The organism is Microbacterium sp. NPDC058342 (assembly GCF_042723935.1).
Classification (GTDB): domain Bacteria; phylum Actinomycetota; class Actinomycetes; order Actinomycetales; family Microbacteriaceae; genus Microbacterium.
In genome coordinates this window covers 342651-367674 of record NZ_JBHXID010000002.1, presented here as the reverse complement: position 1 = coordinate 367674, position 25024 = coordinate 342651, and the positions used below count along the sequence as shown (strand labels likewise).

24 protein-coding genes are annotated in these 25024 nt (G+C 71.1%); 13 read left to right on the top strand and 11 right to left on the bottom strand.

All coding sequences use genetic code 11. From position 1 onward, the window contains the following. The first annotated feature begins 6 nt into the window (after positions 1-6). The 6 genes from ACFWHT_RS11650 (at position 7) to ACFWHT_RS11625 (ending at position 5278) form a co-directional block, all read left to right on the top strand. Positions 7-1272 carry a sensor histidine kinase gene (locus ACFWHT_RS11650; RefSeq protein WP_378828631.1) on the top strand — a complete coding sequence of 422 codons (1266 nt, stop codon included), beginning with the start codon at positions 7-9 and terminating at the stop codon, positions 1270-1272. After that, on the top strand, positions 1269-1934 hold the full coding sequence (locus tag ACFWHT_RS11645) for a response regulator (RefSeq protein ID WP_378828629.1): 666 nt from the start codon (positions 1269-1271) through the stop codon (positions 1932-1934). The genes ACFWHT_RS11650 and ACFWHT_RS11645 overlap by 4 nt, the downstream gene beginning before the upstream one ends. 40 nt (positions 1935-1974) lie before the next feature. Continuing rightward, positions 1975-2415, top strand: a complete 441-nt coding sequence (locus tag ACFWHT_RS11640) for a MarR family transcriptional regulator (RefSeq protein WP_378828626.1) — start codon at positions 1975-1977, stop codon at positions 2413-2415. A 5-nt stretch (positions 2416-2420) separates the two neighbouring features. After that, positions 2421-3752, top strand: a complete 1332-nt coding sequence (locus tag ACFWHT_RS11635; RefSeq protein WP_378829481.1) for an MFS transporter — start codon at positions 2421-2423, stop codon at positions 3750-3752. 3 nt (positions 3753-3755) lie between these two features. Then, positions 3756-4937, top strand: a complete 1182-nt coding sequence (locus ACFWHT_RS11630) for a multidrug effflux MFS transporter (RefSeq protein ID WP_378828624.1) — start codon at positions 3756-3758, stop codon at positions 4935-4937. 68 nt (positions 4938-5005) lie between these two features. Next, on the top strand, positions 5006-5278 hold the full coding sequence (locus ACFWHT_RS11625) for a hypothetical protein (RefSeq protein ID WP_378828622.1): 273 nt from the start codon (positions 5006-5008) through the stop codon (positions 5276-5278). A gap of 10 nt (positions 5279-5288) precedes the next feature. On the opposite strand, the gene ddaH is transcribed toward ACFWHT_RS11625, so the two are convergent. Further along, positions 5289-6164 carry a dimethylargininase gene (gene ddaH, locus ACFWHT_RS11620; protein ID WP_378828619.1) on the bottom strand — a complete coding sequence of 292 codons (876 nt, stop codon included), beginning with the start codon at positions 6162-6164 and terminating at the stop codon, positions 5289-5291. Between the two features lie 258 nt (positions 6165-6422). Between ddaH and ACFWHT_RS11615 the strand changes: the two genes are divergently transcribed. Next, positions 6423-7304, top strand: a complete 882-nt coding sequence (locus ACFWHT_RS11615; RefSeq protein ID WP_378828617.1) for a manganese catalase family protein — start codon at positions 6423-6425, stop codon at positions 7302-7304. Positions 7305-7317: 13 nt separating this feature from the next. Here ACFWHT_RS11615 and ACFWHT_RS11610 read toward each other — a convergent pair whose 3' ends face one another. Further along, positions 7318-10971, bottom strand: coding sequence for a bifunctional proline dehydrogenase/L-glutamate gamma-semialdehyde dehydrogenase (locus tag ACFWHT_RS11610; RefSeq protein ID WP_378828615.1), 3654 nt, complete (start codon positions 10969-10971; stop codon positions 7318-7320). A gap of 78 nt (positions 10972-11049) precedes the next feature. Here ACFWHT_RS11610 and ACFWHT_RS11605 point away from each other — a divergent pair, with 78 nt between their 5' ends. Genes ACFWHT_RS11605 through ACFWHT_RS11595 form a run of 3 tightly spaced genes read left to right on the top strand, consistent with a single transcriptional unit; the run spans position 11050 to position 12916 of the window. After that, positions 11050-11706, top strand: coding sequence for a hypothetical protein (locus ACFWHT_RS11605; RefSeq protein ID WP_378828613.1), 657 nt, complete (start codon positions 11050-11052; stop codon positions 11704-11706). Further along, complete coding sequence (locus ACFWHT_RS11600; RefSeq protein ID WP_378828612.1) at positions 11703-12272, top strand: hypothetical protein; 570 nt, start codon at positions 11703-11705, stop codon at positions 12270-12272. The genes ACFWHT_RS11605 and ACFWHT_RS11600 overlap by 4 nt, the downstream gene beginning before the upstream one ends. Further along, entirely contained in the window at positions 12269-12916 is a 648-nt protein-coding gene (locus tag ACFWHT_RS11595; RefSeq protein ID WP_378828609.1) for a hypothetical protein, read from the top strand. Before ACFWHT_RS11600 ends, ACFWHT_RS11595 begins: the two co-directional genes overlap by 4 nt. Here the strand turns inward: ACFWHT_RS11595 and ACFWHT_RS11590 are convergent. Together ACFWHT_RS11590 and ACFWHT_RS11585 are read right to left on the bottom strand one after the other, a co-directional pair. Then, positions 12808-14247: a hypothetical protein gene (locus tag ACFWHT_RS11590; RefSeq protein ID WP_378828607.1), complete on the bottom strand. Its 1440-nt coding sequence runs from the start codon at positions 14245-14247 to the stop codon at positions 12808-12810. The two genes, ACFWHT_RS11595 and ACFWHT_RS11590, sit on opposite strands and share 109 nt — an antisense overlap. 77 nt (positions 14248-14324) lie before the next feature. Continuing rightward, entirely contained in the window at positions 14325-14885 is a 561-nt protein-coding gene (locus ACFWHT_RS11585; RefSeq protein ID WP_378828605.1) for an acyl-CoA thioesterase, read from the bottom strand. Positions 14886-15004: 119 nt separating this feature from the next. Between ACFWHT_RS11585 and ACFWHT_RS11580 the strand changes: the two genes are divergently transcribed. Beyond that, a complete protein-coding gene (locus ACFWHT_RS11580) occupies positions 15005-15511 on the top strand; it encodes a GNAT family N-acetyltransferase (protein ID WP_378828603.1) in 507 nt (168 codons plus the stop codon). A gap of 50 nt (positions 15512-15561) precedes the next feature. Here ACFWHT_RS11580 and pntB read toward each other — a convergent pair whose 3' ends face one another. The 5 genes from pntB to ACFWHT_RS11555 form a co-directional block, all read right to left on the bottom strand. Next, positions 15562-16962, bottom strand: coding sequence for a Re/Si-specific NAD(P)(+) transhydrogenase subunit beta (gene pntB, locus ACFWHT_RS11575; RefSeq protein WP_378828601.1), 1401 nt, complete (start codon positions 16960-16962; stop codon positions 15562-15564). Then, positions 16959-18515 (bottom strand): Re/Si-specific NAD(P)(+) transhydrogenase subunit alpha, encoded by a 1557-nt coding sequence (locus ACFWHT_RS11570; protein ID WP_378828598.1) that lies wholly within the window; start codon positions 18513-18515, stop codon positions 16959-16961. The genes pntB and ACFWHT_RS11570 overlap by 4 nt, the downstream gene beginning before the upstream one ends. Before the next feature lie 149 nt (positions 18516-18664). After that, positions 18665-20302: a cytochrome b/b6 domain-containing protein gene (locus ACFWHT_RS11565; RefSeq protein ID WP_378828596.1), complete on the bottom strand. Its 1638-nt coding sequence runs from the start codon at positions 20300-20302 to the stop codon at positions 18665-18667. A gap of 2 nt (positions 20303-20304) precedes the next feature. Beyond that, complete coding sequence (locus tag ACFWHT_RS11560; RefSeq protein ID WP_378828594.1) at positions 20305-21273, bottom strand: electron transfer flavoprotein subunit alpha/FixB family protein; 969 nt, start codon at positions 21271-21273, stop codon at positions 20305-20307. A gap of 2 nt (positions 21274-21275) precedes the next feature. Continuing rightward, the gene (locus tag ACFWHT_RS11555) at positions 21276-22052 is read right to left on the bottom strand and encodes an electron transfer flavoprotein subunit beta/FixA family protein (RefSeq protein ID WP_378828592.1); all 777 of its coding nucleotides are present in this window, start codon (positions 22050-22052) and stop codon (positions 21276-21278) included. Between the two features lie 135 nt (positions 22053-22187). Between ACFWHT_RS11555 and ACFWHT_RS11550 the strand changes: the two genes are divergently transcribed. Together ACFWHT_RS11550 and ACFWHT_RS11545 are read left to right on the top strand one after the other, a co-directional pair. Continuing rightward, the gene (locus ACFWHT_RS11550) at positions 22188-22724 is read left to right on the top strand and encodes a MarR family winged helix-turn-helix transcriptional regulator (RefSeq protein WP_378828590.1); all 537 of its coding nucleotides are present in this window, start codon (positions 22188-22190) and stop codon (positions 22722-22724) included. Continuing rightward, positions 22724-23170 carry an SRPBCC family protein gene (locus ACFWHT_RS11545; protein WP_378828588.1) on the top strand — a complete coding sequence of 149 codons (447 nt, stop codon included), beginning with the start codon at positions 22724-22726 and terminating at the stop codon, positions 23168-23170. Before ACFWHT_RS11550 ends, ACFWHT_RS11545 begins: the two co-directional genes overlap by 1 nt. Positions 23171-23176: 6 nt before the next feature. On the opposite strand, the gene surE is transcribed toward ACFWHT_RS11545, so the two are convergent. Then, positions 23177-23935, bottom strand: a complete 759-nt coding sequence (gene surE / locus ACFWHT_RS11540) for a 5'/3'-nucleotidase SurE (RefSeq protein ID WP_378828585.1) — start codon at positions 23933-23935, stop codon at positions 23177-23179. Continuing rightward, on the bottom strand, positions 23932-24930 hold the full coding sequence (locus ACFWHT_RS11535; protein ID WP_378828583.1) for a 1-phosphofructokinase family hexose kinase: 999 nt from the start codon (positions 24928-24930) through the stop codon (positions 23932-23934). Before ACFWHT_RS11535 ends, surE begins: the two co-directional genes overlap by 4 nt. Positions 24931-25024: the final 94 nt, after the last annotated feature.

Here is a 25024-nt window from a genome sequence, read left to right as displayed (position 1 = left end):
CCCGTCATGGTCGCCGACGCACTTCGCGCACCCCGGGCCCGGGACGTCGTCGTCGCGGCGGCGACCGGGGCGGTCGCGATCATCGCCCTGCTGCTCCTCCCCGGGCTGCTGGCCGACGCCCCGGAGACGACCGCGCGGATCGTCGAACCGGGCACCGCGACGTGGTGGCTGACGGTCTTCGTGGTCTTCGTGCAGTGCCTGCTGCTGTCCTGGGCGCGCCATGCGCCCAGGACAGCCGTCGTGGCGGTCGCCGCGGTCAGCGCCGCGCTCGCGCTCACCGCACCGGGCCCGCTGCACGACATCACCGCGTTCGCGATCCCCGTCGCCGTCTACCTCGTCTTCCGCCGCCCGCCGCTGACGGGCCTGCGGCTCGCCGCGACCGGTGCCGCCGCGCTCTTCCTGGCGGGCAGCGCGGTCAACGGGGTGGTGGCGGAGCACGCCGAAGCCCTCCTGGCGGTGATCGAAGCCGCCGTGCAGACCGCGGGCGTGTTCGGCATCCCGGTGCTGCTCGCCGTGGCGCTGCGGTCGCAGCAGGACTCCCGCGACGCGCAGGACAGGGAGCTGCTCGCGCTGACACGGGAGCGGGATGCCCTCGTCGAGGCCACGGTGGCCCGCGAGCGCACGGCCATGGCACGGGAGCTGCACGACATCGCCGCCCACCACCTGTCCGGCATCGCGCTGATGGCGGCGACGATCGAGAGGCAGGCCGCGGGCGATCCGGCGGCGGCTCGGGAGTCGGCGCGCCAGATCCGCGCCGAGAGCACTGCCGTGCTGCAGAATCTGCGCCGCGTGGTCGGCCTGCTCCGCGACGGCGCGCAGGCGGAGCTCACGGTGGAGGGCTTCGCCTCGATCCCTGACCTGGTCCGCAGCATGAGCGCGCCGGACGGTCCCGCCGTCGAGCTGCGCATGCCGTCGCCCGACGGACCTGCGTTCGAGGGCGTGGGTCCCCTGGCCCAGCTCGCCGCGTACCGCACGGTGCAGGAGGCGCTCGCCAACGTCACCCTGCACGCTCCCGGTGCCGACGGCGTGGTCGAGATCGACGACACGGATCCCGCAGCCGTGCACGTGCGAGTGCGCAACGGCGCTCCCACGCGGCGGCCCACGGCACGATCGCAGGGCGGCTACGGTCTGGTGGGCATGCGCGAACGCGCCGACCTGATCGGTGCACGGCTGCACTGCGGCCCGACGCCGGACGGCGGCTGGGAGGTGCGGCTGGAGGTGCCGCGCGATCCGGCCGACGACGGCGGCTCGCAGAAGGGGGTGCGCTCGTGATCCGCGCGCTGATCGCGGACGATCAGGCCCTGGTGCGAGCGGGACTGTCGGCACTGCTGTCGGCCGAGGAGGACATCGAAGTGGTCGCCACCGCCGAGGACGGCGTGCAGGCGCTGCGGCTGGCGCACGAGCTGCGGCCCGACGTCGCCTGCCTCGACATCCGGATGCCGGGGATGAACGGCATCGAGGTGGCGCGCGAGCTCTGCGCGGCACCCTCGCCGATACCGGTGCTGATCCTCACGACGTTCGATCTCGACGACTACGTCTTCGGCGCCCTGGAGGCGGGGGCGTCGGGCTTCCTGCTGAAGGATGCCGACCCCGACACGATCCTGCACGCGGTCCGCCGCGTCGCGGACGGCCACGGCACGATCGATCAGTCGCTCACACGGCGCATCCTGCGTGAGTTCGCCCAGCGCCGGCGGCTGCAGCCGGTGACGGCTCAGCGCGCGGACGGAGTGCTCACCGACAGGGAGAGGCAGATCCTGCTGCTGCTTGCGCAGGGCATGTCGAACGAGGAGATCGCCTCGGCGCTGGTGGTCGAGATCTCGACGGTGAAGTCGCACCTGGCCCGGATGCTGCCCAAGCTCGGTGTGCGCTCCCGGCTGCAGGCGGTGGTGTGGGCGTATCAGAACCGCGTGGTCGCGATCGACGAGGAGGGCTGACCTTCAGAACGGGAGGAAACTTAGTTAGACTACCTAAACAATGAGCGACTCCCTCGAAGATCTCGACGCCACGGCCACGCAGCTGCGCCTCGCCGTCTTCCGCCTGGCCCGTCGCCTGCGCTGCGCCCGTGCTCTCGATGCCATGAGCGACGCGCAGCTCGCGGTGCTCGCCGCCCTGCGCGTCCACGGCCGGCACACCCTCTCCCGTCTCGCCGAGCGCGAGCATGTGACCGCTCCCACGATGAGCGCCATGATCAACGGGCTCGCCGATCAGGGCTTCGTCGTGCGCATCCCCGACGACGAGGACCGGCGTCGCGTGCACGTGGAGATCACCGAACAGGGCGCCGAGGTCGTCACCGAGACGATCCGTCGCCGCGACGAGCTGCTCGCCGGCATGCTGCGCGAGGTCGACCTCGACGATCACGACCTGTCGGTGCTGCGCGAGGCCGCGGTGCTGCTGAAGAGGGTGGCCGAGGGATGAGCGCGATGTTCCGGTCCTTCCGGACCTTCAACTACCGCACCTGGTTCCTCGGCGCCGTCATCTCCAACATCGGCGGATGGATGCAGGCCACCGCACAGGACTGGGTGGTGCTCACCGAGCTGACCGACAACGACGCCACAGCCATGGGCGTCACGATGGCGCTGCAGTTCGGGCCGCCCCTGGTGCTCGTCAGCCTCACCGGATGGGTGGCCGACCGGTTCGATCGTCGCAGGATCCTGCTCGCCACCCAGTCGGTGCTGATGGGGCTGGCCGTCGCCGTCGCCGCGCTGCTGCTCACCGGCGTGATGACCCTGCCGCTCATGCTCTGCTTCGCCGCCGCCTTCGGCGTGACCAACGCCTTCGACGCCCCGGCCCGGCAGGCTTTCGTCTCGGATATGGTGACGCTGGAGGACACCTCCAACGCCGTCGCCCTGAACTCCGCGTCGTTCAACATGGCGCGCCTGATCGGCCCGGCCATCGGCGGTCTGCTGATCGTCGCGATCGGCTCGGGGTGGGTGTTCGTCGCCAATGCCGTGACCTTCCTGGCGATGCTGATCGCCCTCATGCTGATCCGCAAGGGCGAGCTCCGGCCGCGCGTCAAGAGCAGTCGCGGCAACGGAGGTCTCGCAGCGGGATTCCGCTACGTGCTCAGCCGCCCCGACCTGCTGGTCGTGTTCGTCATGGTCTTCCTGATCGGCGCGTTCGGCATGAACTTCCCGATCTTCGCCTCCACCATGGCGCTGGAGTTCGGGCGCGGCGCCGACGGCTACGGGGTGCTCAGCTCGGTGCTCGCGATCGGCTCCCTGGCGGGCGCCCTGCTGGCCGCCCGGCGCGACCGTGCGCGGGTGCGCGTCATCGTGCTCTCCGCTGCCGGCTTCGGCGCTGCATCCGTCGTCTCGGCGCTCATGCCGTCGTACTGGACGTACGGCACGGTGCTGGTGTTCGTCGGATTCTGCACGGTGACGATGCTCACCACCGCGAACGGTTACGTGCAGACCACGACCGACGCGGCAGTGCGCGGGCGCGTGCTGGCGCTGTACATGGCCGTCGTCATGGGCGCGACCCCCATCGGCGCGCCCATCGCGGGCTGGATCGTCGACGCCTTCTCGGCTCGCACGGCCATCGTGGTGGGCGGCGTCGCGGGAGTGCTGGCCGGGGCGATCGGCCTCGGATGGATGCTCTGGTCGGGCCGGCTGCATCGCGCCGAGCGCACCCGGTTCCTGCTCACGCTCGACGAGACGCGGCCGCTGTCGGTGGTCCGCGCCATGGAGCCGGTCGCGTTCGACGACCACGCGACCGCAACCACGCCGATCCGGCTGCCGGACGCGAAGGACTGACCGGTGGCCGGGCATCCGCGCTCGCTCATGCTGGCGCTGGGGGCGCTGACGGCGTTCGGCCCCATCTCCCTGGACGTCTACCTGCCCTCCCTGCCGCAGCTGGGCGCCGAGTTCGGCGCATCCGAGGCGCTCACCCAGCTCACGATGAGCGCGTGCATGATCGGGCTGGCGCTGGGCCAGCTTCTCTGGGGCCCGATCAGCGACCGATACGGCAGGCGGATGCCGCTGATCCTCGCGATCTCCGGCTTCGCCCTCACCTCGGTGCTGTGCGCCTTCGCACCCTCGATCGAAGTGCTCATCGCCATCCGGGTGGTGCAGGGGCTGTGCGGAGCGGCCGGCATGGTCATCGCGCGCGCGGTCGTGCACGATCTGTTCTCCGGTGCGGATGCGGTGGCCGCGTTCTCGACCCTCGCCGCGGTGATGGGTGTGGCGCCGGTGCTCGCGCCGCTGATCGGCGGCGCCGTGGCGACGTTCTCGAGCTGGCGCGGCGTGTTCGTCGCGCTCGCCGTCATCGGCCTCCTGATGCTCGCCGTCGCCGCCTTCGGGGTGCCCGAGTCGCTCGCCTCCGGCGAGCGCACCCGCGGCGGCATCGCCAACGACTTCCACGGCATCGGCGCCGCACTGCGCAACGGGCCCTTCCTGCTCGCCGCGGTGACGCTCGCCGTCGCATCGGTTCCGCTGTTCACGTATCTGCAGCATGCGCCGTTCGTGCTGCAGTCGCAGTACGGTCTGAGCGCGCAGGGCTTCGCGATCGTATTCGCGGTGAACGCGGTCGGCATCACCCTCGCGGCGAATCTGAACCGACGACTGGCACGGCGGATGCCCGGGGTCAGGATCGCTCGCTGGTCTCTGGCGGTCGGGGCCGCCGGAGCGCTCGCCCTCGTTCTCACGGCCGCACTCGATTCCGCCCTGCCCTGGCTGCTGGTGCCCCTGTTCGTGGCGCTGTGCACGCAGGGCGTGAACAACCCCTCGCTCACGGGCATGGCACTCGGGCACGTCCGGCACGCCGCGGGCTCGGCATCGGCCGTGCTCGGCACGTTGTCGATGCTGCTGGGCGCCCTGGTCCCGCCCGCGGTGGCGCTGATCGGGGTGTCCGCGACGGTGCTCGGCGCCACCATGCTCGTCGCGTTCGCCCTCGCACTGGCGCTCGCGCTCGTCGGACGGCATCCCGCCGCCTCCGGCTGATCCGACCACTCGCAGGTGCGCTGTCAATGCCCTCGCCGACCGGGGGGCGAGGGCCTAGTCTGCTTGCCATGAGCGATCAGCAGCAGGGACAGGATGCCGGGCAGCGTCCCCACACGCCGGGCCAGGATCCGAGCGGAAGCGGAGAGCCGCGGCAGGCGGGCGGGCACACGGGCGCTCCCGAGGACATCCCCGAGCACAACACCGCGCCCGACGGTCAGCCGGGCACCGATGAGGACGCACCCCTCGGCGGGGATGAGACCACCGAGGAGCAGCTCGTCGCCGACACCGCCGTCGAGGCCGACGCCCTGAAGGGGCTCGACCCCGACGACACACCGGCCTGAGCCGGCGGGCTCAGGCGCCGCGCAGCTCCAGGGTGCAGCACTTGATGCCGCCGCCGCCGAGCAGCAGCTCGGACAGGTCGACGGCGATCGGGTTGTACCCGCGCTCGCGCAGCTGCTTCTCGAAGCCGGTGGCGCGCGGGGAGATGATCACGTTGTAGCCGTCGCTGGCGGAGTTCAGGCCGAAGACCGCTCCGTCCTCGTCGGCGACGAGGATCGCGTCGGGGAAGCGCTCGGCGAGGATCCTCTGCGAGTCCTCGTCGAAGGCGTTGGGCAGGTAGGCGACGTTCGCGCGCTCGGGCCCGCCGTTCTCCACTCCCTGCACGGGGTCGAGCACGGTGAGCGCGGTGTCGAGGTGGTAGAAGCGCGGATCGACGAGCGTGAGCGTCACGACCTCGCGACCGAACACCTCGCGCACCTCGTGGTGGCTGTCGCCTGCGGACCGGAAGCCGGTGCCGGCCAGAATCACATCGCCCGCGAGCAGGAAGTCGCCCTCGCCCTCGTTGACCTCTCGGGGCAGCACCGTGTCGAAGCCGTGGGTGCGGAACCACTCGGCGAACGCGGGCGCCTCGCCCTGGCGCTGCTCGAAGTAGAACTCCGGCACGTAGGCGCGGCCGTCGATCACGAAACCGCCGTTGGCGGTGTAGACCATGTCGGGGTAGCCCGGCAGAGGCTCGATGAGCTCGACCTCGTGCCCGAGCTCGAGGTACAGGTCGTGGAGCTTCTGCCACTGCTGCACGGCCTTGGCCGTGTCGGTGGGGGTGGTCGGCTCCATCCACGGGTTGATCTTGTAGTTGACGGTGAAGTGCTCCGGCCGGCACATCAGGTAACGGCGGTGGTGAGCGGTGCGGGTCGGGACGGTGACGGTCGCGGTCTCGGGCGTGGACATGAGTACTCCTCAGGACGGTGCGGCGGACGCTGTCCAGGGGCCTGGCGGAAGTTCGACCCACGCGACGGCGGGGAAGATGCGACACAGGCACGCCAGGAGTATTTTCGCATCCCCGCGGCGGATCCCGCCAGTGCGCGCGCTCAGCCGGCTCGGGATTGTCCCACCCGCCGCCTCCCACCGGAAGCCCCCTGTGCGGATCACGGCATCGGGCGTTGCATGGGCCGTTCGACGGCAACCGGTTCAGAAGGGTGACACATCATGTTCTTCCATCGTCAGGAGCTTCAGTACGCGGCGACCCCGGAGGCCCCGGATGCCGTCTATGCACGAAAGCTGCAGGAAGTGCTGGGCGGGCAGTACGGCGAGATCACCGTGGCCCTGCAGTATCAGTTCCAGGCGTGGAACATGCACATCCCGGGCAAGTACCGCGATCTGGTGTTCGGCATCGGCGCCGAGGAGATGGGCCATGTCGAGATGCTCGCCGTCATGATCGCGCAGCTGCTCGAGAAGGCTCCGCTCGGCATCACCGAGGACGCGGTGCAGGACGACCCGACCGTCGCCGCGATCGTCGGTGGAACCGACGTGCAGCAGGGCATCGTGTCCGGTGCGGGCGCACGCCCCGTCGACAGCAACGGCAACCCGTGGTCGGGCTCGTACATCACGTCGAGCGGCAATCTGCTCGCCGATTTCACCTCCAATGCGAATGCCGAGATGCAGGGCCGGCTGCAGGTGGCGCGGCTCTACCACATGACCGACGACCACGGTGTGCGAGATCTCCTCGGATTCCTGCTGGCCCGCGACACGATGCACCAGAACCAGTGGCTCGCCGCCGTCGAGGAGCTCAAGGCCGAGGGCGCGGAGGCGCTGCCGGTTCCCGGGAAGTTCCCACTGGAGAACGAGCACCGCGAGGTGTCGTACCAGTACCTGAACTTCAGCGACGGCCAGGCTGCGGCGGAAGGCTCCTGGGCCCAGGGACCGGCTCCGGACGGCCTCGGGGAGTTCAGCTATCACGAGGGGACGACCACGACGGCCGAGATGCCCGCGCCCACCCATCCGGATGCCCGCTTCTACGGCACGACCGACGTTCCCGACGTCGTGGAGAAGGCGGCCGGCGCCGTCCAGGACGCCACCGAGACGGAGTAGCCGGGGACTCCGATCAGATCACGTCTGCGCTCCACGGGTCGGGGTTGCCGTAGCGGTGCGCGGTGATCGAGATCGCCTGCTCGTGCAGGAAGGGGAGCAGCTCGATGCGTCCCGCCGAGGTGACCTCGTCGGCGTAGACCGCGAGTGAGCGGTCCGCGCCGACGGCCTCGGCGACCGCGAGGTGCAGAGAAGCCACGGCATCCCGGCCGCCGATCAGGCGCACGCGGTCGGCCGTCGGCGAGGCCTCCTCGGCCGGCGCGTCGCGCACCAGCATCCGCTCGACCCACTCCTCGTCGGTCTCCACCGCGACCATCACGCCCAGCGCGCCGAGCTCGGCGCGCACGCCCGCGGGCATCCCGTCGGGCACCGACACGAGGAAGTCCGCACCCGAGCGGATGCCGGCCAGCACCACCCGCAGCACCTCCTGCAGGCCCGCGTCGGCCGTGGCGCGCACCATCACGGGCACCGGCCGGTACCGGAACAGATTCCGCTCGACGCCGAGCTGCGACACATCGCGCACCTGCCCGAACTCGCGGTCCCACGCCACGGCATCCGAGAGCGCCGCCTGACGCAGCCACTCGAAGGAGTCGAAGTTCAGCGACGACTGAGCCGACTCGATCAGACCCGAGATGCGGCTGTCGAGTCCGCGCAGATGCAGCGTGCTCGACGACTTGCCCCGCGGTCGCGAACGCCAGGAGCCGAGCCCGATCAGGTAGTTCGGCCCGCCCGCCTTGGCACCGGGGCCCACCGAGGAGCGCTTCCAGCCGCCGAACGGCTGACGCTGCACGATCGCGCCGGTGATGCCGCGGTTGACGTAGAGGTTTCCGGCCTGCACCTGATCGAGCCACAGCGCCAGGTCCTCCGGATCCTGCGTGTGCAGACCGGCGGTCAGCCCGTAGTCGACGGCGTTCTGCAGGCGGATCGCCTCGCTGAGAGTGGGCGCGTGCATGATGCCGAGCATCGGCCCGAAGAACTCCTCGAGGTGCGTCCGCGACCCCGCCCGCACACCGACGCGGACACCCGGGCTCCACAGCCGTCCCGTCTCATCCAGGCTCTTGGGCGCGATGAGCCACCTCTCCTCCCCCTCCAACTGCGTGAGCGCCCAGGCGAGCTTGCCCTCGGGCTTGTCGATCACCGGCCCCATCTCGGCGAGCGGGTCGCCCGGCCAGGCCACGCGCAGCGAGCGGACCGCGTCGACGAGCTGACGCGCGAAGCGCTTCGAGCGCCCGACCGGTCCGACGAGGATCGCGAGGGACGCGGCCGAGCACTTCTGCCCGGCGTGCCCGAAGGCGCTCTTCACCAGGTCGGCGACGGCCAGGTCGAGGTCGGCGGTGGGCGCGATGACCATCGCGTTCTTGCCGCTGGTCTCGGCCAGCAGAGGCAGGTCCGGTCGCCAGGAGCGAAACAGCGCAGCGGTGTCCCAGGATCCGGTGAGGATCACGCGATCGACGTCGGGATGGGCGACGAGCTGCCTGCCCAGCTCGCTCTCCGAGACGTCGACGAGCGCGAGCACATCTCGCGGCACACCCGCCTGCCAGAGCGCTTCGGCGATGACCGCACCGCACCGGCGCGCCTGATGCGCGGGTTTGAACACGACACCCGATCCGGCCGCGAGCGCGGCGAGCACTCCCCCGGCCGGGATCGCGAGCGGGAAGTTCCAGGGCGGGGTGACGACGGTCACGCGCGCGGGTTCGAAGCGCGCACCGGCGACGCCGTCGAGCTCCCGACAGGTCGCCGCGTAGTACTTCGCGAAGTCGACCGCCTCACTGACCTCGACATCCGCCTCGGCGAACACCTTGCCGGTCTCGGCGGCGGCGACCTCGATCAGCTCGCCGCGACGCCCGGCGAGCGCCGCCGCCGCGCGCAGCAGGATCTCGCTCCTCTCGGATGCCGGTCGCGCACCCCACGCGGATGCCGCATCGCGCACCCGCTCGACGGTCTGCCGCAGCGTCGACTCGTCATCGATGCGCGATGCGGCGAGGGTCGCCAGCCCGGGCGCCGCTCCTCGGGCCGCCGGCGGGACATCGGACACGCGCGCGAGCACCTCGCGCGCCCAGTCGCGGTTCGCGGCCAGCGCGGGATCGCTGTCGGGGGTGTTGACGAAGCCGGGTGCCCCGTCGGCCGATCCGGCATGCTCCTGCCGCGCGTAGACCGCGGTCTGCACGAAGGGGTCGTCGCCGTCGTCGTCGTGCGAGCCCCGGGCGATGCCGAGCACGATCCCGGTCAGGTCCTCATCGTCGGCCTGCTGACGCAGGTTCGGGCGAACCGACTCGTGCAGCGGAGCCGCGCGGTCCTGGGTGCGTCGCGCTCCGGTGCGCAGCGAGTGCTCACCGGAGCGGCGCACGGAGTCGACGAAGCGCAGGCGCTCGCGCTCGAACAGCGAGGCGTCGTCGGCCAGGTGGAACGCCGCCGAGAGGAAGTTCGATGTGGAGGCGTTCTCCTCGAGCCGGCGCACCAGGTAGCCGATCGCGACGTCGAACTCGTGCGGGTGCACCACGGGCACGTACAGCAGCACGGGTCCGACGACCCGGGAGACCGCGGCCACCTGCCCCTGCGCCATGCCGAGCAGCATCTCGAACTCCACCGCGTCGCGCACCTCGCGCTCGCCCGCGAGCAGCCAGGCGTAGGCGATGTCGAAGAGGTTGTGCCCGGCCACGCCGATGCGCACGGCCGCGGCGCTGCGAGGCTGGAAGGCCTCGTGCAGGCAGCGCAGATAGTTCGCGTCGGTGTCGAGCTTGGACCCGTAGGGCGCCGGGGTCCACCCGTGCATGACGGCGTCGACCTTCTCCATCGCCAGGTTGGCGCCCTTGACGAGGCGCACCTTGATGGGAGCCCCGCCGTACTCCACCCGCTCGCGCGCCCATGCGCTCAGTTCGCGCAGCGCCGGCAGCGCGTCGGGCAGGTAGGTCTGCAGCACGATGCCCGCCTCGAGGCCCTTCAGGCGGGGGTCCTCGAGCAGCCGGGTGAACACCGCGATGGTCAGGTCGAGATCGCGGTACTCCTCCATGTCGAGGTTGATGAAGGTGTGCGTCGACAGCGCGGTGAGGTACAGGGGCGCGAGCCGCTCGACCACGGCATCGACCACCTCGTCGAAGCCCCACAGTGAGATGCGGCTCATGACGGCCGACACCTTGACCGAGACGTAGTCGACGTCGTCGCGCCGGATGAGGTCGTGGATGCCGTCGAGACGGCGCTGGGCCTCGGCCTCGCCGAGCACCGCCTCACCGAGGAGGTTGAGGTTGAGCCGGCTGCCCGAGGCGTGCAGCCTCTCCAGCGCCGCGCCCAGCTTCTCCGGCCGGGCGTCGACGATGAGATGCCCCACCATCTCGCGCAGCACCCGCCGAGCCAGCGGGACTGTGGGAACAGGCAGCGCTGGCGCGATCCCGCCCCCGGCGCGCACGACGCCGCGCAGATACCAGGGCAGGATGGCCGGTGCGAGCGGCGCGACGCGACGCAGGTTGGATGCCGCCGCGGCGAGACTCTCGGGACGCATGACGCCGTCGACGAAACCGAGGGTGAACGGGAGCCCGTTCGGATCGCTCAGCACTCCCGCCAGCCGTTCGGCTGCGGGATCGACATCGGCGGTCGCCGCCTCCTGCACCCATCGATGCGCGAGTTCGACGGCCGCGTCGGCGAGACGCGCCCCGGATGAGGTCTGGTCGGGCATGAGGCCAGCCTAGATCCGGTGATCCCGCGGACGCGGCGATGCCGCCGCGGCGCGCGGATGTCGCCCTATGCTGATCTCGTGAACGCCGTTCCTCCTGCCGCGCCCACGCGAGCGCGCGTGCCCGTGTGGGCCCGACGGACGTTCGACATGATCCCGACACCCTGGCTGATCACCGGCGGCACCGGCGCTCTTCTGGCGTTCACGGCGGCGTTCGGGGGGTTGGACACCGTACCCGCACCGCCTGCGCCTGAACTCGCCGTCGGCGACGAGTTCACCGGTTCGGACCTCTCCATCACCGTGGTCGGAGTGGAGATCACCGACACCAGACGCGGCAGCGGAGTCTTCCCGGACCAGGACAAGGGCGAGCGCGTCCTCACGATCTTCGTCGACGTCACGAACGAGTACAGCCGGCCGCGCCCGGTGTCGACGAGCCTGACCCACTCGCCCGTCGTCGACGGCATCACCGTCGAGGGCCTGTCGACGGGCAAGCCCAGCATCGCACGTGCCGACGACAGCACATCCGCAGTCGTGCTGCAGCCCGACGTCACCGCGCCGCTCATCGTGTCCTGGACCGTCCCCGGCGACGCCGTGCGCGCGGGCGATGAGGTGCGCATCACCCTCCCCGACTCGACCCGCGTGGTCGGCGAGTCCGTGGTGCGCGGCGAGTTCTGGACCGACGTCGTCGTGGGCGCTCGAGTCACGGCGCACGTGCACGAAGGGGTGGCGCCCGAATGACGTCGTCGTGGAAGCGCGTCGCCCCCTGGGCCGCGACGTCCGTGCTGCTCGCCGCAGCCTGGGGCGTGAACACCGTCACGCCGCCGGAGGACGTCATCCAGGACGGAATGATCGTCGCGGGCCGGGCGGGTGAGCCCGTGATGACACGCAACCTCGTCGTCACGGTCGAAGACGTGCGCGCGGCTCGCGCCGTGGCGGATCCTGCCGGTTGGAGCGCGGACGGCGCGTGGGTGATCGTCGACCTGCACGCGTCCTCCGTCGACGACCAACTCGGAACGACTCTCGCACTGGCCGAGCTCACCGTGGGCGAGCGCACCTTCCGGGCGACGGAGCGAGCGGAGAGCCTGTACCGAAAGCCCCTCGTGCCCGGAGTCGCGAGACAGGGAAGCGTGGCCTTCGAGGTGCCGCCGGATGCGCTCTCCGGACCGGGCGTGCTGCGCTTCTCCCTGGCATCCGAGCCGCAGATGGACGGCGTGATCGAGATCCCGATCGATCTCGACGACGTCGCCGTCGAGCAGCGGACGACGCTGCTCGAGACGGGCTGGGCGGAGAAGACGGAGCCATGACGATCCCGACCCCACCACGCGCGCCGATGGCGGCTGCCGCGTCGGCATCCGACGCGCAGACGTCCGCGGCGGCGTCCGTCCCCTCACGGCGCAGCCGCGGCTGGTGGCGCCGGAACCTCATCGCACTGCTCGTGCTCGCGGTGGTCGCGCCGGCGTTGGGCGGATACGTCTGGTGGGACGGCTGGTACGCCGCCTACGGCCACGGCGCGAGACCCACCACCCCGGTCGCGCCCGGCGAGAACGGTACGGTCACGATGGCCGGCACGACGTTCGGCCCCATCGAGAGCGGCATCGCCGTCGACACCGAGGGCTTCGACCTGCCCGCGGGCACGTCCTTCCACATCGCGACCGTCGGCGTCGATCCGCAGGAGTTCGTCGACCCGGGTGCCGAGACGCCGGTGATGGTCTCCTGCGCGTCGCCCGTGCTGGTGCAGCAGAGCACCGGCCGGCGCTGGACGCCGTTGCGCACCGAGCTGGGCATCCCGTACTCCTCGGAGGAGCCGGACAGCTGCGAGACTCTGGCCGAAGAGCCGTATCAGCTCGTCGTCGGATTCGTCGTGCCGGACGACGTGGAGGGACCGTTCTGGCTGGATGTCGACCCCGCCGGCGACGGCAGCTTCATCAGGTTCCCGATCGATCCCTGACCGCTCGTCCCCGCCTCGGACGCGACGACGGCCTCCACCGTGCCCGGCATCAGCCCGGCGGCACCGGCCACGGCTCGCACCCCCGCCTCGGCTTCCGAGATCTCCCCGGAATCCACCTTCCGCTGCTGCGTGACGCGCAGCCGCCCGAGCGTCGCATCGTAGGCACCGGCGACCACGGCGATGCGCAGCGGCTCGATCAGCAGCATCGGCAGCATCGTCGCCAGCGGCAGGACGATCGTCCAGTAGGTGATGTCGTGCGGCCCGATGGCGCGCGTGATGCCGAGCTTCAGATACACCTCCAGTGACGTGACCGCGACGTACAGCAGCGCGAAGGACGCGACCAGCACGGGTCCCGCCCGCCACATCAGCAGCAACGCACGGCCGATGGGCTTGAACCGCGAGCCGAGCTCGCCGCCCAGGTCCTTGAGCCGACGCATCATGCCGTTCGGCACCACCTTCGCGTGCTCTCGGAGACGCGTGACGAAGGCGATCTCGACGGTCAGCTTCTCGGCGACGATCGCCTGCCCGTACACCACACCGGCGATGGTCAGCCAGGCGAGCGGCGCGAGCAGGATGGGCCCGGCCTGGCCGATCAGCCAGGTGGTCCCGTCCCACAGCCAGGCCAGCGGCGCGACCGCGTCGAGCACGTCCAGCCGGATCCGGTCGAAGAGCTCGACCGCCGCCCTCGTGTCGATCCACCCCTGCACACGGTCGGTGATCGCGCCGATCACGATCACCGAGAAGAACACCCAGACCACCTCGAAGTACACGGCGAGCGGCGAGAGCCAGGCCGACGCCTTCGCCGACCACCTGCCCCACGCCCAGCGTGCGGAGAACGCGACGACGATGATGGTGATGGTCCAGACGTCCACGGGGATGTCGTTGCCCGTGCCGGAGGTGTCCACCGGCCCCGCGCCGAAAGACGTCCAGATGCGGTTGCTGGTCTCCTGCAGCGAACGCGCGAGATAGGCGTCGACATCGTCGCGCAGCATGCCCTGCGCCCAGTAGACGGCGACGAACGGCAGGATGCTGGCGAGCAGCGCCGAGGTGAAGCTGCGGCGGCGCTCCTGCGGCTCCTCGGGCAGCGGCGCGACGATCCCGAGCTCGGCGAGGCCGTCGCGCAGGACCAGGAACATGGCGACCATGCTGACCAGCCGGGCGAGGATCGCGATCGGCAGGATGAGGAAGCCGAGCGTGGCCGAGTAGGCGCCGACGAACCCGGCCGCCTCGATCACGAGCACGTGCACGAGCAGCCCGCCCAGGTACCAGGCCAGCAGGGCGGGCCAGTGGCGCCAGAGGCTGCGCGCCGTCGACGTGATGATCGCCTTCACGGCATCACGTTATCGCGCGCGGGCCGTCGTCGCGCGCGTGCCACGGCGATCCCGGGGCGCGGGATGTCGCCCCGCTGTCAGCGCCAGACGCTCGGGGCGGGCCGGCGGGTGGGTGGGAGGGCCGACGCCGCGGACCAGTCGTGGATCCACTCCTCGATGTCGGGTACGCCGGCCGGCCTGCCGACGGCGGCGAAGAGCTCGTCGTGCGCGACGGTGCCGCCGCCGCGACGCAGCATCCGCGCCCGCACGATCACGCGGGCGTAGACCTCGCCGTCGACGACCGCACGGTGCTCCAGGAACACGGCCTTCTCGTCGTGGCCGATGAAGCGGGACTCGACGTCGAAGCGCTGCCACAGCTGCAGCGATTTCCGGAAGGTGACCGTCTCGCTGGAGACCACCGCGTACCAGCCGCGCTGCCTCATCGCGTCGAACAGGCCCGTGCGGATCAGCAGATCCCAGCGCCCGAGGTCGAACAGCGACAGGTAGCGGCCGTTGTTCATGTGCCGCAGGATGTCGATGTCGGTCGGCAGCGTGGTCAGCCGGATGCGGCCGACCTCGGCGGGATCCAGGTGTCGGCCTCGGCGCACGCGCCATCGGGCAGCGAGGATCACGAGGAGGGTCCGCCAGATCACGTTCACATCGGCCGATGGTAGTGATCCTCGACGGATCGCCCAAGTTCATTGGTCGGATGCTACAGATCACTCCCGGTGAGGTCGTCCGATTTCACCTCCAGCGCCTCCGCGCGTAGAGTCGCGGCATGAGCGCCGAAGCCCAGCCCGAGATCATCGTCCGTCCGGTCCGCGATGTGGATGCGGAGGCTCTGGGTCGCGTGCACGCACAGTGCTGGCACGAGACGTACGACCACCTGATCAGCAAGGCGGCGCTGGAGAAGATCTCCCCGCGGCGCATGGCGGAGCTGTGGACCCACTGGGCAGCGCAGGGCGAGGACTTCAGGATGAGCGCCGCGCTCGTCGACGGCGAGATCGTCGGCTTCGTCGGATCCGGCCCGGCGCGCGACAAGGATGCTCCCGCGTTCCGGGAGCTGTACTTCATCTACCTGCTCGACGCCTGGCACGGCACCGGCATCGGCCAGAAGCTCTTCGACGCCGCGGTCGAGTCCGAGGAGCCGCTGTACCTGTGGGTGGCCGAGGACAACCCCCGCGCGCACCGCTTCTACACGCGCAACGGCTTCGCCCTCGACGGCGCCACCCACACCGAGCCGTTCCTCGGCGAGACGCTCACCGAGGTGCGCTTCGTGCGCTGATCTCGCCCGCCCGTCCCACCGCGGCGTCGGCCGGGGGCGCGACCCGGGTGTCAGAGCGCCTTGATGATGTCCTCGACGCGCTCCTTGGCGTCGCCGAAGAGCATCTGCGCGTTCTCGCGGAAGAACAGCGGGTTCTGCACGCCGGCATAGCCGGCGGCCATCGACCGCTTGAACACGATGACGTTCTCGGCCTCCCACACACGCAGCACCGGCATTCCCGCGATGGGGCTGCCCGGGTCCTCGGCGGCGGCGGGGTTGACCGTGTCATTGGCGCCGATCACGAGCACGACGCTGGTGGATGCCAGGTCGTCGTTGATCTCATCCATGCCCAGCACGATGTCGTACGGCACCTTCGCCTCGGCGAGCAGCACGTTCATGTGCCCGGGCAGGCGCCCGGCGACCGGATGGATGCCGAAGCGCACGTCCACGCCGCGGTCGCGCAGGCGGGCGACGAGGTCGGCGACGGGGTACTGCGCCTGCGCGACCGCCATGCCGTAGCCGGGAGTGATGACCACGCTCGAAGCGGACGACAGCATCGACGCGGCGGACTCGGCGGTGATCTCTCGATGCTCGCCGTGCTCGTCGTCGCCCGGGGCGGAGGCGACGATGCCGAAGCCTCCGGCGATCACCGACAGGAACGAGCGGTTCATGGCCTTGCACATGATGTACGACAGATACGCACCCGACGAGCCCACGAGCGCACCGGTGACGATGAGCAGGTCGTTGTTCAGCAGGAAGCCGGCGGCGGCCGCAGCCCAGCCGGAGTAGCTGTTGAGCATCGACACGACGACGGGCATGTCGCCGCCGCCGATGGATGCCACGAGATGCCAGCCGAGGGCGAAGGCGAGCACCGTGACGGCGATCAGCAGCCACAGCTGCTGATCCAGCACGAACCAGACCGTCAGCACGAGGAAGACGACCAGTGCGCCGATGTTCAGCACGTTCTTCCCCGGCAGCATGAGCGGGCGCGAGGACATCTTCGCCGACAGTTTGAGATACGCCACGATCGACCCGGTGAACGTCACGCCGCCGATGAAGACGCCGATGAACACCTCGGCGTTGTGGATGCCGACCAGCTGCTGCGGGATCGGCGCGTGCGCGAGGTGGCCGTTCCAGCCGACCAGCACGGCCGCGAGCCCCACGAAGCTGTGCAGCAGGGCGATGAGCTCGGGCATCTCGGTCATCTGCACGACCCGGGCGCGCCACAGACCGATCGCGGCGCCGACGAGCACGCCGACACCCAGCAGGCTCAAGCCCAGGATCGCGCCGGTTCCGCCCCAGGCGCCGGAGATCGTCAGGGCGAGGGTGGCGGCCAGGGCGACGGTCATGCCGGCGATCCCGTACACGACGCCCGCGCGCGCGGACTCGTGGCGGCTGAGACCGGCCAGACTCAGGATGAACAGCAGAGCGGCGACGATGTACGCGGCCCCGGCGAAGGCGTCGATGCTCACCTGCCGCCCCCCTTCTCCGACTTCCCGAGGGTGAACATGGCGAGCATCCGACGCGTCACCGCGAAGCCTCCGAAGATGTTGATGGCGGCCAGCAGCACGGCCACGGCGGCGACCGCCTGGACGACGGGATCGGCGTCGGTGATCTGCAGCATCGCGCCGACGATGATCACGCCCGAGATCGCGTTGGTCACCGACATGAGAGGCGTGTGCAGGGCGTGGTGCACCTTGCCGATCACGTAGAAGCCGATCACGACCGACAGCATCAGCACGGTGAAGTGCTGCGGCAGCGGGGCGGGCGCGAAGGCGTTCACGAGGAACAGCGCGGCGACGCCGGCGACGATCAGCGCGGCCTTCGCGCCGACGGACATCGCCTTCTTCTGCGCGACGACGGGCTCGGCCGCCGCCACCGTGGCGGGTGCGGGCGTCGCGGCGACCTGCACGGCAGGCGGCGGCCAGGTCACCTCGCCGTCGCGCACCACGGTCACCGAGCGCTGCACGACGTCGTCGAAGTCGATGGCGAGCCGGCCGTCCTCGGCGGGGGTCAGCAGGGCGAGCAGGTTCGCGACGTTGGTGCCGTACAGCTGCGAGGCCTGAGTGGCCAGGCGCGACGCGAGGTCGGTGTAGCCCAGGATGACCACGCCGTTCTCGGTCACGACGCGCTCGCCGGCCACCGAGCCCTCGACGTTGCCGCCTTGGCCGGCTGCCATGTCGACGATGACGCTGCCGGGTCGCATCCGGGCGACGTCGGAAGCGGTGATCAGCCGCGGCGCGGCGCGGCCGGGGATGAGGGCCGTGGTGACGATGATGTCGACGTCGGCCGCCTGCTCGGTGTAGATCTCCGCGGCGCGGCGGTCGTAATCGGCGCTGGTCGCCTTGGCGTAGCCGTCGGTGGACTTCTCCACCTCGACGTCGACGGGCAGATAGGCGCCGCCCACCGAGGCGACCTGGTCGGCGACCTCGGGGCGCGGGTCGGTGGCGCGCACGATCGCGCCGAGGCTGGAGGCCGCGCCGATCGCGGCGAGACCCGCGACGCCCGCGCCGGCCACGAGCACCTTCGCGGGCGGGACCTTGCCGGCCGCGGTGACCTGTCCCGTGAAGAACCGGCCGAACTCGTTCGCAGCCTCGACGATCGCCCGGTAGCCGGCGATGTTCGCCATCGAGCTGAGCACGTCCATCGACTGCGCCCGCGAGATGCGGGGCACCGCATCGAGCGCCACCGCCGTGATGCCCCGCTGCGCCAGCGCCGCGACGAGGTCCGGGCGAAGCGCCGGGGCGAGCAGGCCGATGACCGTGGCCCCGTCGGCGAGCCGGGCGATCTCCGCATCCGTCGGAGCCGCGACCTTCAGCACGATGCCGCTGGCCCATGCCTGCGCCGTCGGCACGATGAGGGCGCCCGCGTCTGCGAAGGCGTCGTCCGGATACGACGAGCGCGCTCCCGCGCCCTCCTCGACGGCAACCTCGTAGCCGAGCCCGAGCAATGTCCGCACGGTGGCCGGCGTCGCGGCGACCCGCGCCTCGTCCGGCCCCTCCTGCACGATTCCGATCTGCGTCATCGCGATCCTTTCATCCGGCATCCCCGCCGGATTCACGTTTCGCTCAGACTACTGATCGCTCGGGAAGAACCCTCCCGGTTCGCGCTCTGTAACCGCTCAAGATTCGCCGTTCTTGCAGGAACGGTAAGACGGATGCCCTCGGCGGCGCCTCAGCGGCCCGAAACCTGCCCGAACAGCTTGGCGATGGGAGCCAGGACGAGCGGCCTGGCCGCGAACCAACCGCCGGCGATGACGACCATCGCGACCACGAACACCCAGAACCCGGTCCAGTTCGCGGCGTACTCCATGCCGTCGGCCGAGCCCTGCGCGGCGAACATGTGGTTGAGGTTGCGCAGCGCCCCGGTGAGGAACACGAGTGCGACGTGCACGATGATGAACGCGACGAAGTAGAGCATCACCGGGAAGTGCACGGCACGCGCCCACTCGACCGGATATGCCCGGGACAGTCTCTCGGCCTTCTTCGGCCACAGACCCGACATCCGGAACCCCGTGACGACCGCGAGCGGTGCCGCGATGAACACGGTGGCGAAGTACGCCAGCTGCTGCAGGCTGTTGTAGTTCACCCAGCCGTTGTCGGTGGGCCAGTCGAGCGAGATGTACTGCAGCCCGGCCGAGAGCGCGTTCGGGATCACCTCCCAGCTGGTCGGCACGAGGCGAGCCCAGTGCCCGGTGACGAACAGCAGCACCACGAAGACCACGCCGTTGATGATCCAGAGCAGGTCCAGGGCCTGGTGGAACCAGAGCGTCAGGCTGATCTTGCCCTTGCCCTTGCCGTTGCGACGCGGCGTCCAGAACACCGTCGGGCGCTTCTCGGAGCGCACGCGCAGGCCGGATCGGATGATCAGCACCATGAGGAACATGTTGAAGAAGTGCTGCCAGCCCACCCACGGCGAGAACCCGGGCTCCACGTCCACGTGGTACTCGCCCGGGTAGGTGACGAGGAAGTCCTGCATGAACGGCAGGCTGAGGAAGGTGCGCACGAGGAAGACGCCGGCGACCGCGACGAGGCCGAGGGCGGCGAGTCCCAGCAGTCCGCCGATCGCCTGGGGCCACGTGGGGCGCCGCTTCGACGGCTCGCGCTCCGGCTGGGCCGCGTGACGTGGTGCCGTGCCCGGCCAGACCGTCCGGGTGAACGGCAGCGGCGTGGAGACGTCGATGGCGGCGGGTGCCGCCGGTCGCGCGGCGACTGCGCCGGATGCTGTCGGCAGCACGGCCTGTTCACGCGGGGCATCCGTGCTCTCGGTGAGAACCGGTGCACTCGACGATGCCACCCCTGCTGGAGGCCAGGGCTCGCCGCCGGCGACGCGCGGAAGTCCGCGACGCAGTGCCGGTCCTCCGCCCCCGCCGGCCGGCACCGCGCGCGGGGTCCCGGGCTCGGCCGGTTGCGCGTCGACGGCACGGGAAACCGTCGACGGCGCGACTTCTCCACGCGAAGCGTCGGTGCTCTCGGCGAGATCCCGCACACTCGACGCAGCGACGGGGCTGGCGGCGGCGGATGCGGGGGGCCACGGCTCCCCGCCGGCAACCCGAGGAAGGCCCCGGCGCAGCGTCGCGGGAACCGTCGGTGTCACGGATGCCGCGGGCACCGGCGCCGACGCCGTGTCGCGTGCGCCGGACGCTGCCGAGGGCACGGCTTCTTCACGCGAAGGTCCCGTGTCCTCGGCGAGATCCCGTGCGCTCGACGCGACTTCGGCAGGCGCCGGGGGCGCGGGCGACTCGGCGGCCGGGGGCCAGGGCTCGCCGCCCTTCACCCGCGGCAGGCCGCGGCGCAGCATCCGCTCTGCCATGGCTAGCTCTTCCGCGCTTCGATCGCCTCGATCAGCTGCGGGACGACGGAGAAGACGTCGCCGACGATGCCGAAGTCGGCCACGTCGAAGATCGGCGCCTCGCCGTCCTTGTTGATCGCCACGATGGTCTTCGCCGTCTGCATGCCCGCGCGGTGCTGGATGGCACCCGAGATGCCGAGCGCCACGTACAGCTGCGGCGACACCGAGACGCCGGTCTGCCCGACCTGGTGCGCGTAGGGGATGTAGCCGGCATCCACCGCGGCACGCGATGCGCCGACGGCGGCACCGAGGGCGTCGGCGAGCTGCTCGACGAGCGCGAACTGCTCCTTGGAGCCGAGGCCGCGGCCGCCCGAGACGACCTTGGTGGCTCCGCGCAGCTCGGGCCGCGACGACGTCTTCTCCTCGGCCGCGATCTCTCCCGCGGATGCTGCGGCGGCGCCGGATGCCGTGACCGCGAGCTCCTCGACCTCGGGCGTGGCCGCCTCGGCCCTGGCATCCACCGCACCCTGGCGGACCGTGATGACCGGGGCGCCGAAGGTGGGGGCGGAGTCGGTGAGGAACGAGCCGCCGTACACGGAGTGCTGGGCGGTGACGCCCTCGTCGTCGCGGGAGACGCCGACGGCGTCGACGGACAGGGCGAGCGATTCGCGCACGGCCAGGCGACCCGCGGCGTCGCGCCCGGCGATCGAGTTCGACACGAGCACGGCATCCGGCTGCACCTGGCGGTACGCCGCCTGCAGGGCGTCGACGACCGGCACGGTCAGTGCGGCGGCATCGCCGGCGGCGGTGAGCACGACCTGTGCGCCCGCGGCGGCCGCGGCATCCGTCGCCTCCTGCGTACCGCCGACGATCAGCGCCACGGGCGAACCGATCGTGGAGGCCGCGCCGATCAGTGCGGCGGTGCTGGCCGCGGCGCCACCGCGCGGGTCGACGTCGACGAGGACGAGGATCGGGTTCTCGGGGTAGCCCATGGTCACACCAGCCTGTTCTGCACGAGGAACTCGACGAGCTGGGCGGCGGCGTCGCCCTCGTCGGTGATCTTGACGCCCGCGGCGCGCGGCGGCTTCTCGGACACCGTCGTCATGATCGTGCGAGGAGCGGATGCCGGATCCGCCGACACCCCGAGGTCGGTCAGCGAGAGCACCTCGAGCGGCTTCTTCTTCGCCGCCATGATGCCTTTGAAGTTCGGGAACCTGGCGTCGGGCAGGGCTTCGGTGATCGATATGACGGCGGGGAGCGAGGCGGTGACCTGCTGGGTGCCGTCGTCGCCGGTGCGGGTGCCGGACACCTGGTCGCCGGCGATCTCCACCGCGCTCAGCGCCGTGGCCTGCGCGAAACCGAGGTGCTCGGCGAGCATGGCGGGGATGACTCCGCCCGAGCCGTCGGTGGAGAGATTGCCGGTGATGACGAGGTCGGGCTCGCCGCGGCGGATCGCGGCTGCGAGGGTCTCGGCCGTCAGGGTGAGATCGGCTCCGCGCAGCTGCTCGTCGACGACGTGCACGGCGGATGCGGCGCCGATCGCCAGCGCGCGACGCACGGATGCCGTCGCCGTCTCCGGTGACATCGACAGTGCGACCACCTCGGTGCCGGCGTTCTTCTCGGCGTACGAGAGCGCCACCTCGAGAGCGCGTTCGGTGATCTCGTCCAGCACGACGTCACCGGCCCCACGATCGGCCAGCCCCGTCTCGAGATCGAGCTTGCGGTCACCGTAGGTGTCGGGGACTTCCTTCACCAGGACGTAGATCTTCATCGAGCCTCCTCGCGCCTGTGACGATCTTACCCGTGCGCACCTGTGGAATCAGGTGTCATCACCCATGGTATTCAGTTTCTGCGAAGCCGGTGCCGGGACGCCACCGCACCGCCGACGACGGGATAGCGTGGACGCATGGCGCGTCCTCGTCCTCTCTCGATCGATCCGCTCGCCGAGGCGAAGCGGCAGTGGCTCGCGCACGGGTGGGAGGACGCCGCCGACGGCATGGCGGTGGTCACCTCCGTGATGCGGGCGCAGCAGCTGCTGCTGGCGCGGGTGGATGCCACCCTGAAGCCCTTCGGCGTCACGTTCGCCCGCTACGAGGTACTGCGGCTGCTGGCCTTCAGCCGGACCGGCACGCTTCCACTGTCGAGCGTGGTCGCTCGTCTGCAGGTGCACGCGACGAGCGTCACCAGCACCGCGGAGCGCCTCGTGCGCGACGGGCTGGTGCTGCGCGAGCCGCATCCGCACGACGGGCGGGCCGCATTGCTCACTCTCACCGAGTCCGGCCGCGACCTCGTCGAGCGTGCCACCCGCGCCCTGAACACCGATGTGTTCCGCAGCCCCGGCGTGGACGCGGACGACGCGAGCGCCCTGGTCGGGATCGTCGCCCGGCTGCGCAAGAACGCGGGCGACTTCACCGACCCGCGCCCGGTGCCGGATCCGCTCTGATGGCGTCCTTCGTCCTCGAGCGGCATGTGCCCGCACCGCCGGAACGGGTGTTCGATGCGTCGCTGGACGTGGGGCTGCACCTGGCCTCGCAGAGCACACGCGGCGAACGCGTCGTCGGCGGTCCGGCGCACGGGATGCTGAAGGAGGGCGACCGCGTCACCTGGAGCGCGCGTCACTTCGGACTGCGCCTGCGGATGACCTCGCTCGTGTTCGACGTCGACCGACCGCATCGTTTCCGCGATCGTCAGACGGCGGGGCCGTTCGGCGCCTTCCTGCACACGCACGAGTTCCTCGCCGACGGCGACGGCACGCGCATGCGCGACACCATCGAGTTCCGCTCACCGCTCGGCCCGCTCGGGCGGCTCGTCGACGCGGCCGTCATGCGCCGCCATCTCATCGCGGTGATCTCGGAGCGCAACGACGCGATCAGCGCTCACTTCGCCTGAGCGCCTTCAGCCGGGCCCGGCATCCGCGACGATCCCGAGCGGCATGTGGGACACCGGGTCGAGCCCGGTCACCGTGACCCAGCCGGCGGCGAGGTGCGCCGCGTCGCTGCCCGGTGCGGGATCGCGCGGCAGGTCCTCCACCGCGAGGCGCACGTCGTGCTCGTCCTTCTGGGTGAGCGTCGTCTGCACGATCCCGAAGGGCGCGAGCTCGGCTTCGACCACGCCCTTGATCTCGGCACTGTTGGGCGCGTTGACGTTGATGACGGTGCCGCGCGGATGCTGCAGCAGCGCCGGCACGAGATCGGCCGCCGCGTCGGCCGCGGCATCCCAGTGGAAGATCTTCGGGTCCAGCCCGACGTCGAGCGACACCGCCAGGCCCCACGCCCCGTTGAGCCCTCCGGTCAGGGCGGCTCCCACCGTGCCGGAGTGCAGGATCGCGCGCCCGACGTTGGCGCCGTGATTGACGCCGGACGCCACGAGATCGCTGGGCTCGCCGAAAGCCCCGCGTGCCGCGATGAGGGCGATCAGTCCCGGCCCGCCGTGCACGGCGAAGGCGGGCACATCCTCCAGCCCCTCGATCGTGCGCCGGTCCACGCGAATGCGCCCCTCGGCGTTCTCGGCCATGATCGAGGCGCTCGATCCGCTGGACTGCGTCACCGGGGCCGCGATCGTCACCGCCAGCTCTCTCGCGCGCAGCGCGTGCGCCAGCGCGTGCAGGCCGGGCGAGTCGATCCCGTCGTCGTTGGTGACCAGTACCCGGGTCATCGCTCCCCCTCCTGCGTCTCGGCCAGTGAGGCGAGATCGTCGGGGCTCACCGCCGTGCTCGCGGCGTCCTCGGCGCCGGCGGCGGCAGCCGAAGCGACCTGCACCCGCTGGCGCAGCTCGGCGATCGCCTCGGCGTCGCCCGTGCCGAGCCCGTGCCGGGTGACGTTCATCGCCCCCGCCGCGGCGCCGAGCGTGATCGCGCCGCGCGGCGTCTCGCCCCGCACCATCCCGGCGACGACGCCCGCGGTGAGCGAGTCGCCGGCACCGCGGCTCTCGGCGACCTCCAGCCGGGGAGGGGTGATCTCGATCAGTCCCTCGGAGTCCAGCAGGAGCAGCGGTTCGGCCGCACGGGTGACGATCACGGCGCCCGCACCGCGTGACCGCAGCGATTCCATGGCCTCGGCGACGGCCTCGGTCGAGTCGTCGTCGAGTCCGTGATCGCGCATCTCCTCGTCGCTGACCTTCAGCACGTCGACGCCTCCCGCCAGGGCCGCGTCGAGCCGCTCGCCCGCGAGATCGACCACGACGGTGCATCCCGATTCGCGCAGGTCGGCCGCCAGACGCCGGTAGGTGTCGTCCGGCAGCACATCGCCCGCCGCCGGTCCGCTCAGGAGTACGACGCGCGAGCGCATCCCCTCCCGGATGACGGCCCCGTACAGCTCGTCCAGCTCGTGGCGCGCAATGGGGTCTCCCACCTCGGCGCCGATCTCCTCGCGCTCGCCTCGCCGGCGATCCTGCACATAGGCGGACGACCGTCCGGGTCGTGCGATGCCGACGACCTCGACGCCGTCATCCTCCAGCAGGTGCCTGATGACCTCTCCGACCTCGCCCGCCAGCGTGCAGCACATGGTCACCGAGACGCCCAGGCGGCGCAGCATCCGGGCCTGCCACACGCCCTGTCCGCCGGCGTGGATATGGATCTCATCGGCTCCGCCCGCGTTCTCGACGGTCACCGTGAGTGTCGGCGAGGGGGCGAAGATCGTCACGTCGCTCATGCGGCGACGCTAACCGGTCGCGCGTGAGCGCCGGGACCCCCTTGCGCTCGGCGGAAGGTGTCGATCCACTTCGGCGCCGCACGTAGGATGGCCC